Raw genomic sequence first — 14,191 nt, 5'->3', positions numbered from 1 at the left:
GGCGAAAGCGACTGGTGTAATCCTTGCAACGGCCTCACCACCCATTCTGCTTGCGCGTGTTGGGTCAGCATTTGCTCACCGATGCGTGGCGCCTTTGCGCCCGGCCACAGGACTTGGCCACGAAACAGCTTGTTCGAGACAAGAATCAGATCACACACGGGAGATACATATGATCAGTGCGGCATTGGATATTCAGGGAGAGCGTGCTCACCAGTCGCTTGGAGAATCGAGCACCATCAGTGTTCCCGGCAGCCGACAGATCAACGTACCCGGCACCAAGACGCTTGCTCCGGTAGCAAGCCAGAATCCCAACAAGAAAAAAGTGTTGTTTGTGACGTCGGAGATCGCCGATCTGGTCAAGACCGGTGGCCTCGGCGACGTTTCCGCCGCCTTGCCCCGGGCCATGGCCCATCTGCACGATGTGCGAGTGTTGATTCCCGGTTACCCGCAAGTGGTGCACAGCGAAAACCCGATCCACATTATCGGCGAGCTGGGTGGCCACGCCGCGCTGCCACCTTGCAAAATCGGTCGCATGGACATGCCCGATGGCCTGGTGATCTATGTGTTGATCTGCCCTGAATTGTATGAGCGCGAAGGTGGCCCTTACGGCGCCAACAACGGTCGCGACTGGCCGGACAACCATATCCGCTTCGCCCGTCTCGGCCTCGCTGCTGCCGATATCGCCGCCAACCTTGCGCAAATCCACTGGCGCCCGGATCTGGTGCACGCGCATGACTGGCCGGCTGGCCTCGCGCCCGCTTACATGCACTGGCGCGGGCAACGCACGCCGACCCTGTTCACCATTCACAACCTGGCCTATCAGGGCGTGACCAGCCTCGGTTCCTGCCCGGAGCTGGGGATTCCCGCCCATGCGCTGCAACAGGAAGGCATGGAGTTCTACGGCAAGATGTCGTTCCTCAAGGCCGGCATGGCCTATTCGAGCCACATCACCACCGTCAGCGCCACTTACGCGCAGGAAATCACTACTCCGGACTTCGGCTGCGGCCTCGACGGGTTCCTCGCTGCCAAAACCCAGCAAGGCCTGCTCAGCGGTATCCCGAACGGTATTGATGAGAGCTGGGATTCGGCAACCGATCCACACCTGTTTGCCCCGTTCGCCATCGGCGACTGGGAAGGCAAAGCGGTCAACGCCGCTCACGTCCGTGAACTGTTTGGCTTGCATGACTCTACCGGCCCACTGTTCGCCGTGGTCTCGCGGTTGGTCTATCAGAAAGGCCTCGACCTGACTGAAGCGGTGTCCGAGTTCATCGTGCAGAACGGTGGCCAGATCGCGATCATCGGTCGTGGCGAGCCAGAAGAAGAACAAGCCATGCGCGAGCTGGCCCTGCGCTTCCCTGGCCAGATCGGTGTGCGCATCGGCTTCAACGAAACCGACGCGCGGCGCATGTTCGCCGGCAGCGACTTCCTGTTGATGCCTTCACGCTACGAACCTTGCGGCTTGAGCCAGATGTACGCCCAGCGTTTCGGCTCGCTGCCGGTGGCGCGCAATACCGGCGGCCTTGCCGACACCATCGAAAACGGCGTTACCGGGTTTCTCTTCGATGAATCCACCGTCGAGAGCTACAAGGAAGCCCTGAGCCGCGCGTTCAAGGTTTTCGCCTTCCCGGAACTGCTCAATGCCATGCGATGCCGGGCCATGGCCGCACCGTTCAACTGGAGCAAAGCAGTCGAACCGTACGCCGAACTTTACGAACAACTGGTCGCCAAGGCGTTGGGTAAAGCCAGCCATAAATAACCAGGGAGTTGCAGAAAATGCCGTCAAGGACCCAAGAAACCTGGCCCCACGGCGCGATCATGCTGGATGCCGAACACACGCAGTTTGCGCTGTGGGCACCTGACGCGTTCTACGTCAGTGTGGAACTGGAAGGTGAAAGATCGTTGCCGATGCTGCCCCAGGGCGACGGTTGGTTTGTGATCAAGGCCAACTGCCCGGCGGGCAGCCGCTACCGTTACTGCATTGATGGCGAACTGGAGGTGCCCGACCCGGCCTCCAGGGCGCAGGATGGGGATCTCGACCGCCACAGCGTGGTGGTCGACCCGCATGCTTATCAATGGCGACACACGGCGTGGAATGGTCGGCCGTGGAGCGAAGCGGTGATCTACGAGTTGCACGTCGGTGCGCTCGGTGGTTTCGCTGAAGTCGAACAGCATCTGGCGCGGCTGGTTGCGCTGGGTGTTACCGCAATCGAATTGATGCCGCTGGCGCAATTCCCCGGTGATCGCAACTGGGGTTACGACGGCGTGTTGCCCTACGCGCCCCAAGCCTCCTACGGTACCCCGGAGCAACTCAAACACCTGATCGACAGCGCCCACGGCCATGGCCTGGCGGTGATTCTCGACGTCGTCTACAACCACTTCGGTCCAGACGGCAATTATCTGCATCGTTACGCCAAAGGCTTTTTCCGCGAAGACAAACACACGCCCTGGGGCGCGGCGATCGACTTCCGTCGCCCCGAAGTTCGCGAGTTCTTCATTGAAAACGCGCTGATGTGGCTGCTCGAATACCGTTTCGACGGCTTGCGTCTGGATGCGGTGCACGCGATTGAAGACCCGGATTTTCTCAGCGATCTGGCGCGGCGCATTCGCCAGCAGATCGACCCGACCCGGCACGTCTGGCTGACCGTCGAGAACGAGCTGAACCAGTCGAGCCTGTTGGAAACCGATTACGACGCGCAGTGGAACGACGACGGCCACAATGCTCTGCATGTGCTGCTGACCGGCGAAACCGATGCGTATTACGCCGACTATGCCGCGCAACCCACCGAACAATTGGTGCGCTGCCTGAGCCAAGGCTTCGTGTTCCAGGGCCATATCACGCGTCATGGTGAGCCTCGCGGCGAACCTAGCGAACATCTGCCCTCCACCGCCTTCGTGCTGTTTCTGCAGAATCATGACCAGATCGGCAACCGTGCCTTTGGCGAGCGTCTGCATCAGCTCGCCGACCCGCGTGCAGTGCAAGCGGCCACGGTGCTGTTGCTGCTGTCGCCGATGATTCCGCTGATCTTCATGGGCGACGAATTCGCTGCCGAGCAACCGTTTCTGTTTTTCACCAGCCACCACGGTGAGCTGGCAAAACTGGTGCGTGAAGGTCGGCGTAATGAGTTCGCCGCGTTCAGCGCCTTCACCGACCCGCACAAGCGCGAGCAGATTCCCGATCCGAATGCCGAGGACACCTTCCGCGCCTCGCAGCCGCGACTGGCTGGCAGTGGCACGCCGCTCCAACAGCAGACGCAAGAGCTCTACCGGCAACTGCTGCAGTTGCGTCACCAGTACATCATTCCCAATCTCTCCGGCACCCAGGCGCTGGGCGCGCAAATGCTCGGCTATGGCGCGGTCAGTGCACGCTGGCGACTGGGCAACGGCAGTGAGCTGCGAATTGACCTGAACCTCAGCGATAAGCCAGTGGTCAACCCTGCACAGACCGAGACCGAGTGGCTGTTTCAACAGCCAGCCGCCATCGAACTGTCGGACCCGAACCAACTGCCGGCGTACACCGCGCTCGTCAGCCTCACGGCCGCACCCGTTATGCACCCCCTGGATGGAGAGCGCCTATGAGCGATGCGCAACTGGAAATACTCGCCAGTCGAGCCGGCCTGGCCGTCGACTGGATCGACGCCAACGGGCGTCAGCAAAAAGTCGCTCCTGCTGTGTTGCGCAATGTCCTCATCGGACTCGGCCACCCGGCCAGCACCGCGCAAGAAATCGATGCCAGCCTGCTGGAATTGCAAGAAGTTCAGCAAGACCGCCATTTACCGCCCCTGCTGACCTGCGACGTAGGCGTTGCGCTCGACCTGAGTCGCTATTTTTCACCGGACACGCCCTGCGAAATTCATCTTGAAGATGGCTCGCAGATGAACCTCAAACTGGACAACGAGGCGATGTTGCCCGGCCTGATTCCGGTCGGTTATCAGCAAGTGCACATCGGCGATCAGTATTTCACGCTGGCCGTTGCGCCCGAGCGCTGCTTCAGCGTGGGCGATGCCGTCGATAGCCCAATCCCTCGCGCCTGGGGCCTGAGCGCACAGCTGTATGCGTTGCGCCGGCCAGGTGATGGGGGTTTCGGCGATACGCAGGCGCTGGAAGAACTGGTCCGCGTGGCTGGCGAGCGCGGCGCCGATGCGCTGGCGATCAGCCCGATGCACGCAATGTTCAGCGCCGACACCAGCCGCTACAGCCCTTATTCGCCATCGAGCCGCTTGTTTCTCAATTCACTGTATGCCGCCCCGGGCAGCATTCTCGGCGAACGCGCCTTGCGTGACGCGATCGATGCCAGTGGCCTGGCCGCTCAATTCGAGCAGCTGGAAAATCTCAAACTGATCGACTGGCCGGCTGCCGCCGAAGCCAAGCAGAAACTGCTGCGAGCCTTGTATGACGGCTTTATCGCTGGCGAACATCCGCTGCATGCCGACTTCGCCAGTTTTCGTCACTGCGGTGGCGAAGCGCTGGAAAACCATTGCCGCTTCGAAGCGATTCAGCAAATGCGTGCCGCCCGTGGCGAAAGCCTCGACTGGCGCGAATGGCCGGAGCACTGGCACGACCCGCGCGGCGCGGCGCTGAGTGCTTTTGCCGAAGAATATGCCGAGCGCATCGGCTATTTCGCCTTCTGCCAATGGCTGATTCATCGCTGCCTGGAGCGTGCACAAACTGCCGCGCGCAGTGCCGGCATGGGTATCGGCCTGATCGCCGACCTCGCCGTCGGTGCGGACGGCGCTGGCAGTCAGGCGTGGAGTTTTCAGGACGAATTGCTCGCCTCGCTGACCGTGGGCGCGCCGCCGGACATTCTCAATCGCAGCGGCCAGGGCTGGGGCATTTCCGCGTTCTCCCCTGAAGGGCTGATTCGGAATGGCTTCCGTGCCTTCATCGACATGCTGCGGGCCAACTTCGCCCACGCAGGCGGCTTGCGCATCGACCATGTCATGGGGCTGCAGCGTTTGTGGGTGATCCCCAACGGCGCTGATCCGGCCGACGGTGCCTATCTGTATTACCCGTTTGACGACATGCTGCGCCTGCTGACCCTCGAATCGCACCGACATCAAGCCATCGTGCTGGGTGAAGACCTCGGCACCGTGCCGGAAGGCCTGCGCGAAAAACTTGCCGCGCGTTCGATCCTGGGCATGCGCGTGCTGTTGTTCGAACAGGACAACACTCGCTTCAAACCGATTCTCGACTGGCCCGATGACGCGCTGGCCACCACCAGCACCCATGACCTGCCGACGCTCAATGGCTGGTGGCATGGACGCGATATCGACTGGAATGCGCGCCTTGGTCTGGTCGACGCCAACGGTGAAATCGACTGGCGCCGGCATCGCGAGCGTGAGCGCGAGGGCCTGCGCGATGCGCTGCGGCAGGATCCGCAGAACTTCCGCGAAGAGTCCCATGAAGCCGACCAAGTGGTCGATGCCAGCATCCGTTTCCTCGGCCACACCCGCGCGCCGCTGGTGCTGCTACCGCTGGAAGATGCCCTGGGTATCGATGAACAGGCGAATCTGCCCGGCACCACTGACTCACATCCGAACTGGTCGCGACGTTTGCCCGGTCCCAGCGAAGCGTTGCTGGACGGCCCCGATGCCGCCCGCCGCCTGGAACTGCTGGCCTGCGCGCGCCTTCAAGCCACTGAGCGTGACCAATGAATCAACAGCTTATCGAGCCATTGCGCGCCACGTTGCGCCTGCAATTTCATAAAGGTTTTACCCTCGAGCAAGCGGTGCCACTGGTGCCGTATTTCGCCCGACTCGGCATCAGTCACATCTATGCTTCCCCACTGCTGGCCGCGCGCGCCGGGTCGATGCACGGCTACGACGTGGTCGACCCCACTCAGGTCAACCCTGAGCTGGGCGGCGAGCCGGCATTGCGTCGACTGGTCAGCACCCTGCGCGAACACAACATGGGGCTGATCCTCGACATCGTATCCAACCACATGGCCGTGGGCGGCAACGACAATCCGTGGTGGCTCGACCTGCTGGAATGGGGACGCCTGAGCCCGTACGGCGAGTTCTTCGACATTCAGTGGCACTCGCCAGACCCGTTGATGGAAGGCCAGTTGCTGTTGCCGTTCCTCGGTAGCGACTACGGCGTGGCGCTGCAGGAAGGCACGCTCAAGCTCAAGTTCAATGCGCAGATCGGCAGTTTCTACGTCGAGCATTACGACCATCACTTCCCGATCTGCCCGAACAATTATGGGGAGCTACTTAAATCCGACGACGCGCTCAAATCCCTGGCCGATCGTTTCAGCACGCTCAGCTACCAGACTGATGCCCATTCGCTGGCGATGCCGCTCAAGCAGGAGCTGCGCGAGCTGGCAAGCGATCCGCGTGTTCTGGCGACTATCGAAGGCAACCTCGCACAGTACGATTCCACCACCGAGGAAGGCTTTCACAAGCTTCACGAACTGCTGGAACGGCAAAGCTATCGCCTGGCCAGTTGGCGCACGGCGGCGGACGACATCAACTGGCGGCGCTTCTTCGACATCAACGAGCTTGGCGGCCTGCGCGTCGAGCGTCCGGCGGTGTTCGAAGCGACCCACGGCAAAATCTTCCAATTGGTCGAAGAAGGTCTGGTCGACGGCTTGCGCATCGACCACATCGACGGCCTCGCCGACCCGCGTGGCTACTGCCGTAAATTGCGCCGTCGTCTTGACCAGCTGGCACCGGGACGTCATCTGCCTATCTATGTCGAAAAGATTCTCGGCGAAGGCGAAACCCTGCGCCGCGACTGGAGCGTGGACGGCACCACGGGTTACGAGTTCATGAATCAGCTGTCGCTGCTGCAACATGATCCGGACGGCGAACAGGTGCTCGGCGAACTCTGGCAGCGCCGCACCGAGCGCCCGGCCGCGTTTATCGAAGAGGCGCAACTGGCCCGGCAACAAATCCTCAATGGTTCACTGGCCAGCGACTTCGAAAGCGTCGCGCAGGCGCTGCACCAGGTGGCGCGTGATGACTTGATGACCCGCGACCTGACCCTTGGCGCAATCCGCCGCGTGCTGCACGCCTTGATCGTGCATTTCCCGGTTTACCGCACTTACATCAGCGCCATGGGTCGCTCGGAGCAGGACGAAGCAATCTTCCAGCACGCCATGGACGGTGCGAGGCAAGCCCTCAGCGAAGCAGACTGGCCGGTGCTCGATTCGGTCGCCGGCTGGCTCGGCGGCACGCCGTGGCGCCGCAAGCCGCGCGGGCGCTCGCGCAAGATCCTCAAGCATGCCTGCGTGCGCTTCCAGCAGTTGACCTCGCCGGCGGCCGCCAAAGCCGTGGAAGACACCGCGCTGTATCGCTCGGCGGTGCTGCTGTCGCGCAACGATGTCGGTTACAACACCGAGCAATTCAGCGCGCCGGTCAGCGAGTTCCACGAGGTCAATCAACGACGCATGGCAGAGTTCCCTGACAACCTGCTGGCCACCGCGACCCACGATCACAAACGCGGCGAAGACACCCGCGCCCGGCTGGCCGTCCTCAGCGAGCGCAGCCATTGGTACGCCGACCAGGTCGAACTGTGGCGCGCCCTCGCCCGCCCGGTACGCATCGAAGATGAAGCGCCGTCCGCGGGTGATGAACTGATTCTGTATCAGGCATTGCTCGGCAGCTGGCCACTGGACTTGCGTGACGATGACGAGGCTGGTTTCGCCGATTACGCCAAGCGCATCTGGCAATGGCAGCAGAAAGCTCTGCGTGAAGCCAAGCTGCAAAGTAGCTGGAGCGCGCCGAACGAAGCCTACGAAAACGCAGCACAGGCCTTTACGGAAAAACTGCTCACCGGCGAAGAAGGCCAATTGCTGCGTGCAGCGCTGAGCAAGACCGTCAACAGCATTGCTGCTGCCGGCGCGCTCAACGGGCTGGCGCAAACCTTGCTGCGCATGACCGTGCCTGGCGTGCCGGATTTGTATCAGGGCAACGAGTACTGGGACTTCAGCCTGGTTGATCCGGATAACCGCCGGCCAGTGGACTACGCCGCCCGCGAGCAATCCCTGCAGGCATCCGTGCCGCCAGCAGAACTGCTGAAGAACTGGCGTGACGGGCGCATCAAGCAGGCGCTGATCAGCGCTGTGCTGAATCTGCGCAAGGACCACAGCGAGCTGTTGCGCCGTGGCGATTATCAGCCGCTGCAAGTGCTGGGCAGTCAGGCCCATAACGTGCTGGCATTCGCACGTGAACACGACGGCGTGCGGGTCATCGTGGTAGTGCCGGTGCGTTGCGCGAAGTTGCTGGAAAACAGTGCCATCCCGCAGGTCGATGCGCTGCGCTGGGGCGATACGCGGGTGGTTTTACCGTCTGCCGCTTCGGATGCAAACCTGAAGGGACTTTTTGCCAGCAGCGTAGTCACACAAAACAGGGAGCTGAATGTCAGCGAAGCGCTGGGGGATGTCCCGGTCAATCTCTTTATCCAACACTTGACACAAGCATGAGTTCAGTTCAGGAGCATTGCGATGAGCACCGACGATAAACGCATTCGCGAATTCGCCTATCAGATCTGGGAGTCGGAAGGTAAGCCGGAAGGTCAGGAAGAACGTCATTGGGAGATGGCGCGCAAACTGGCTGAAGCCGAGGCGCTGGCGCCGAAGAAGCCACCGAAAGCGGCTGGCAGCAAGGTGGCAGGCAAGACTACAGCGGCCAAGAGCGCCGAGGCCAAAACCCTCGACGCTAAAACACCGACAGCCGCCAAAGCCAAACCAGCGGGAAAAGCCAAGCCTGCCGCGACGCCCAAAGTAGTCCCGCCGGGCGAAAAGGTTGCGCAGAAAAAGCCGCGAGCCCCGCGAAAGCCCCCGGCGATCTGACACCGTCCACGATTATTGAACTGAACGACTGTGTGGCGAGCTTGCTCGCCACAAGGGGTTTTTGCGCCCCGAAGAAAGCCACTCCCACCATGGGAGAAAAAACAATTCCTTATGGGAGCAAGCTCGCTCTCACAAGGTAAGCCCATTGCCTGAACCGTCCCGTTTTTTGCAGGAGCAATCATGACCCGTCCAAAGAAAGCCGAACCCGCTGCGCACGCTGAGCCGTCGAGAATCCGTGAAGGCCTGCCCTTCCCGCTCGGTGCAACCTGGGATGGTCTGGGGGTGAACTTTGCTCTGTTTTCCGCCAACGCTACCAAAGTCGAGCTGTGCATTTTCGATGACAGCGGCGAAGTGGAACTCGAGCGTATCGAGCTGCCGGAATACACCGATGAGATCTATCACGGCTACCTGCCCGATGCGCATCCGGGGCTGATCTACGGCTACCGTGTTTACGGTCCTTACGATCCGGCCAACGGTCACCGCTTCAACCACAACAAATTGTTGATCGACCCGTACGCCAAGCAATTGGTGGGCGAGCTGAAATGGTCGGAAGCATTGTTTGGCTACACCATCGGCCACCCCGACGCCGATCTCAGCTTCGACGAGCGCGACAGCGCGCCGTTCGTGCCCAAGTGCAAGGTCATCGATCCGGCGCATACGTGGGGCAACGACCATCGCGTCAGCGTGCCGTGGGACAAGACCATCATTTACGAAACCCACGTGCGCGGCATCAGCATGCGCCACCCTTCGGTACCGGAAAACCTGCGTGGCACTTTTGGCGGCCTGATGGTTGACGACGTGCTCGAGCACATCCGCAAGCTCGGCGTGTCCTCCGTTGAACTGCTGCCGATCCATGCCTTCGTCAACGATCAGCACCTGCTGCAGAAAGGCATGACCAACTATTGGGGCTACAACAGCATCGCCTTCTTCGCCCCGGATCCACGTTATCTGGCCAGTGGCAAGATTGCCGAATTCAAGGAAATGGTCGCGCACCTGCACGATGCAAATCTCGAAGTGATTCTCGACGTGGTGTACAACCACACCGCCGAAGGCAACGAGCAAGGCCCGACCCTGTCGATGCGTGGTATCGACAACGCCTCCTATTACCGCTTGATGCCGGACGACAAGCGCTACTACATCAACGACTCCGGCACCGGCAACACGCTGGACTTGAGCCATCCGTGCGTCCTGCAAATGGTCACCGACTCCCTGCGCTACTGGGCCAGCGAGATGCACGTCGACGGTTTCCGCTTCGACCTGGCGACCATTCTCGGCCGTTACCATGACGGCTTCGACGAGCGCCACAGCTTCCTCGTCGCCTGCCGCCAGGACCCGGTGCTGCGTCAGGTGAAGATGATCGCCGAGCCCTGGGACTGCGGCCCCGGCGGCTATCAGGTCGGCAACTTCCCGCCGGGCTGGGTCGAATGGAACGACAAGTTCCGCGACACCGTGCGTGCTTTCTGGAAAGGTGACGACGCTCAGCTTGCCGATTTCGCCAGCCGCATGACCGCTTCCGGCGAGATGTTCAATCAGCGCGGGCGCCGCCCGTATTCGTCGGTGAACTTCATCACCGCCCATGACGGCTTCACCCTGAACGATCTGGTCTCGTACAACGACAAGCACAACGAGGCCAACGATGAGAACAATCAGGACGGCAGCAATAACAACCTGTCGTGGAACCACGGTGTTGAAGGTCCGACCGACGATCCGGAAATCAACGCTCTGCGTCATCGGCAAATGCGTAACTTCTTCGCCACCCTGCTGCTGGCTCAGGGCACACCGATGATCGTCGCCGGGGATGAGTTCGCACGCACCCAGGACGGCAACAACAACGCTTACTGCCAGGACAGCGAAATCGGTTGGGTCAATTGGGATCTGAGCGAGGACGGCAAGGCGCTGCTGAAATTCGTCAAACGCTTGATCAAGCTGCGTCTGACCTATCCGATCCTGCGCCGTGGGCGCTTCCTCGTCGGCGAATATAACGAAGACATTGGCGTTAAAGACGTGACCTGGCTGGCTCCGGACGCCACCGAGATGACCACCGAGCATTGGCACGACGCGCACAATCGCTGTCTGGGCATGCTGCTCGATGGCCGCGCACAGGAAACCGGCATCCGCCGCAAAGGTGCCGACGCAACCCTGCTGCTGGTGGTCAACGCGCACCACGACATCGTCAACTTCACGTTGCCGGAAGTACCGGATGGTGGCTTCTGGACCTGCATGATCGACACCAATCAGCCGTCGATTCGCGGCCAGGAACGCTTCGACTTCGGCCATGAGTATTCAGTGACCGGACGTTCGCTGCTGTTGTTCGAACTGCAACGCGACGAAGAAGAGTGATATGGACTTTCAACATTATCTGGCCCGCCGTCCGCCAGATTACGCTGACACCAACGCCCTCGGCCGTTGCCTGCGCGCCATGGTCGAGGCGGGACTCGACCGCTTGCCGTTGCCTGGCAGCGGTCACACGCTGGAGCGTTTTCAGCGTCTTTCGGAGGTCGGCGGACACGATCTGGGGTTATGCAAGCTCTATGAAGGTCACACCGATGCGCTGGCGATCATCGAGCAGTTGGGTGGCACGCCAACGCCGGGCAGCACGTGGGGAATGTGGGCTGCCGAACCGCCGCAGGCACGGGTGAAAGTCACGCCGTCCGGGCAGATGGTGACGCTGAACGGACGCAAGGCATGGTGTTCTGGCGCTGCGGTGCTCAGCCACGCCTTGCTCACTGCGTGGGACGCTGACGATCAGCAGCAACTGGTGGCAGTCGCGCTGGATCAGCCTGGCGTGACCATCACCGATCAAGGCTGGCAAGCAGTGGGCATGGCGGCAACCGGAAGTGTCGAAGTGCTGTTCGACAACGCCGAAGCGCAGGCCATCGGCAATCCCGGCGATTACCTGCAGCGGCCGGGTTTCTGGCAAGGCGGAATCGGTATTGCGGCTTGCTGGTACGGCGCTTCGCGGCGGATTGCCGAAGGGCTGCGCCAGCATTGCGCGCAACGCGATGAACCGCATGCCCTCGCCCACCTCGGCGCGACTGACACCGCACTGCAAGCGGCTGCCGATGTGTTGCGTTTCAGCGCCTTGCAAATCGATGCGCAACCTGAGGCTGACGCCCAATTGCTGGCCCGCCGCGCCCGCGCCGTGGTCGAACAATCTGCCGAGCAGGTAATGCGTGAAGTCGGGCGGGCACTGGGGGCCGGGCCGTTTTGTCAGGATCGGCATTTCGCGCGACTGAGCGCCGACTTGCCGGTGTTTCTGCGCCAGAGTCACGCCGAACGCGACCTTGCCGCACTGGGCCAGCAAATTGCTGGCCAGTCCTGCGAGGTCTGGGCGTTATGAAGGACAACCCGATCGTCGGCCAAGGCACTTCGCTGCAGCAATGGCAGGGTTCGCGGCGTCTGGCCGAGCTGCCCGCCATCGACATTCTTGACCTCGTACCGCTGGGCTCGCGCGCAGTAATCATCGCGCCGCATCCGGATGACGAAGTGCTTGGCTGCGGCGGCATCATGCAGTTGCTCGCGGCCGCCGTGCGACCGCTGCAGTTGATCTCGGTTACCGATGGCAGCGCCAGCCACCCCGGCTCGCAACGCTGGACGGTCGAACGCCTGAGTGTGGTGCGTCCGCAAGAGTCCGCCGAAGCGCTGCGGCGTCTTGGCTTGCCGATGCACAGCCTGAAATGGCTGCGCGGCGGTTTCACCGATACCCAGGTGGCGGCTCAGGAAACCGAGTTGAGTGAATTCATCGGCGGTTATCTGCATGCCAGTGACGTGGTCTTCACCACCTGGCGCCAGGACGGCCACAGCGATCACGAGGCCGTCGGCCGCGCCAGTGTCGAAGCGGCGCGGCGCGTCGGTGCGACCTGCCATGAACTGCCGGTCTGGACCTGGCACTGGGCAACCCCGGAAGACGCCTCGGTGCCATGGGATCGGGCGCGCAAGATTATCCTTTCACCGACACACATCGCACGCAAACGCCACGCGGCGCACGCTTTCGCCAGCCAGTTGGAAGGCGATCGCGACGTCGGACTCGGGCCAGTGCTCGCACCCTATGTGCTCGATCGTCTGCTGCAACCTTTTGAAGTGGTATTCCTTTGAGTGTCGATGACCGCTATTTCGACGGGCTGTTCGCTGGTAATGACGACCCTTGGGCGTTCCGCCAGCGCTGGTACGAGCAGCGCAAACGCGCGATCACTCTGGCTGCCTTGCCCCGGCCGCGCTACAGGTCGGTTTTCGAGCCGGGTTGCGCCATTGGCGAACTGAGTGCGGAACTCGCTCCGCGCTGCGACCGCCTGCTGTGTTGCGACACAGCGAGCGCAGCGGTGAAGCTGGCGCGTACTCGCTTGAGCGTGTTCGAGCATGCCGAAGTCCGTCAGGGCCGCCTTCCGGTTGACTGGCCGGAGGAAAAATTCGACCTGATTGTATTCAGCGAAATCGGCTATTACCTCGATGAGAATGATCTGAGCGAAGTGATCCGCCGGATCAGTGCATCGCTGACCGCTGACGGCCAATTGCTTGCCTGCCACTGGCGACCGCCAATCGAAGGTTGCCCGCTGAATGCGCGCCAGGTACACGATCAGATCCATGATCAGTTGGCGTTGCCGCGTCTGGTGTTGCATCAGGAGGCGGATTTCATTCTCGAACTGTGGAGCCGCGAGCCACGCTCGGTGGCGGCCCTGGAGGGCTTGCGTTGATCGGCATTGTAATTCCGGCGCACAACGAAGAGGCGCTGCTCGATGAATGTCTGCGCGCCGCCTTGCGTGCCAGCCAACATGCGCAACTGGCCGGTGAGCCGGTGGAAATTCTCGTGGTACTGGATAGTTGCAGCGACGGCTCGGCGCAGATTGTCAACGCTTATCCGGTGTTGAGCCTGCAGATCGATGCGCGCAACGTTGGCCAGGCCCGCGCCGTCGGTGCACGCCTGCTGCTCGAACGCGGTGCGCGCTGGATCGCCTGCACTGATGCCGATAGCCGCGTCGCCGATGACTGGCTGGCGGCGCAACTGGGGCTGGAAGCTGACGCGGTGTGCGGCACGGTCACCGTCGAGCACTGGCACGAGTCGATCGATGAAGCGACGCAGATTCGCTATCACCGCGATTATCAGGCTCGCGATGGCCATCGACATATTCACGGCGCCAACCTGGGTGTCAGTGCCGAGGCCTATCGCCTGGCCGGCGGCTTCAAACCGCTGACCTGTGATGAGGATGTGCAACTTGTCCATGCGCTGGAACGCAGCGGCGCCAATATCGCCTGGAGTCACCGGCCGCAGGTGCACACCAGCGCCCGCCTCGACAGTCGGGCCAAGGGCGGATTCGGTGACTTCCTGCGAAACCTGGCACAGTTGGAATAAAAAAATACGATTCAGATTGATCTGTGACGCGACGAATCCGTTGGCTTGAGCAA

General features: G+C 61.7%; 10 protein-coding genes. All 10 read left to right on the top strand.

Going from position 1 to position 14,191, the window contains the following annotated elements:
• Positions 1–169 precede the first annotated feature (169 nt).
• The 10 genes from glgA (at position 170) to CXF97_RS17280 (ending at position 14,138) form a co-directional block, all read left to right on the top strand.
• On the top strand, positions 170–1,756 hold the full coding sequence (gene glgA / locus CXF97_RS17325) for a glycogen synthase GlgA (RefSeq protein WP_039760491.1): 1,587 nt from the start codon (positions 170–172) through the stop codon (positions 1,754–1,756).
• A gap of 17 nt (positions 1,757–1,773) precedes the next feature.
• Positions 1,774–3,576, top strand: a complete 1,803-nt coding sequence (gene treZ / locus CXF97_RS17320; protein ID WP_101159539.1) for a malto-oligosyltrehalose trehalohydrolase — start codon at positions 1,774–1,776, stop codon at positions 3,574–3,576.
• Positions 3,573–5,651, top strand: coding sequence for a 4-alpha-glucanotransferase (malQ, locus tag CXF97_RS17315; RefSeq protein ID WP_101159538.1), 2,079 nt, complete (start codon positions 3,573–3,575; stop codon positions 5,649–5,651). The genes treZ and malQ overlap by 4 nt, the downstream gene beginning before the upstream one ends.
• The gene (locus CXF97_RS17310; protein WP_101159537.1) at positions 5,648–8,422 is read left to right on the top strand and encodes a malto-oligosyltrehalose synthase; all 2,775 of its coding nucleotides are present in this window, start codon (positions 5,648–5,650) and stop codon (positions 8,420–8,422) included. The genes malQ and CXF97_RS17310 overlap by 4 nt, the downstream gene beginning before the upstream one ends.
• A gap of 21 nt (positions 8,423–8,443) precedes the next feature.
• The gene (locus CXF97_RS17305) at positions 8,444–8,791 is read left to right on the top strand and encodes a DUF2934 domain-containing protein (RefSeq protein WP_101159536.1); all 348 of its coding nucleotides are present in this window, start codon (positions 8,444–8,446) and stop codon (positions 8,789–8,791) included.
• A gap of 180 nt (positions 8,792–8,971) precedes the next feature.
• On the top strand, positions 8,972–11,131 hold the full coding sequence (gene glgX / locus CXF97_RS17300; protein ID WP_101159535.1) for a glycogen debranching protein GlgX: 2,160 nt from the start codon (positions 8,972–8,974) through the stop codon (positions 11,129–11,131).
• Between the two features lies 1 nt (position 11,132).
• Entirely contained in the window at positions 11,133–12,131 is a 999-nt protein-coding gene (locus tag CXF97_RS17295; protein WP_101159534.1) for an acyl-CoA dehydrogenase family protein, read from the top strand.
• A complete protein-coding gene (locus tag CXF97_RS17290) occupies positions 12,128–12,886 on the top strand; it encodes a PIG-L deacetylase family protein (RefSeq protein WP_101159533.1) in 759 nt (252 codons plus the stop codon). The genes CXF97_RS17295 and CXF97_RS17290 overlap by 4 nt, the downstream gene beginning before the upstream one ends.
• Positions 12,883–13,482, top strand: coding sequence for an SAM-dependent methyltransferase (locus CXF97_RS17285; protein ID WP_101159532.1), 600 nt, complete (start codon positions 12,883–12,885; stop codon positions 13,480–13,482). The genes CXF97_RS17290 and CXF97_RS17285 overlap by 4 nt, the downstream gene beginning before the upstream one ends.
• The gene (locus CXF97_RS17280; protein WP_101159531.1) at positions 13,479–14,138 is read left to right on the top strand and encodes a glycosyltransferase family 2 protein; all 660 of its coding nucleotides are present in this window, start codon (positions 13,479–13,481) and stop codon (positions 14,136–14,138) included. The genes CXF97_RS17285 and CXF97_RS17280 overlap by 4 nt, the downstream gene beginning before the upstream one ends.
• Positions 14,139–14,191: the final 53 nt, after the last annotated feature.

The sequence above is a fragment of the Pseudomonas sp. Choline-02u-1 genome (genome assembly GCF_002836515.1).
Lineage (GTDB): Bacteria > Pseudomonadota > Gammaproteobacteria > Pseudomonadales > Pseudomonadaceae > Aquipseudomonas.
Note: the sequence above shows the minus strand (reverse complement) of the source record. Positions and strands in the feature narration are given on the sequence as shown.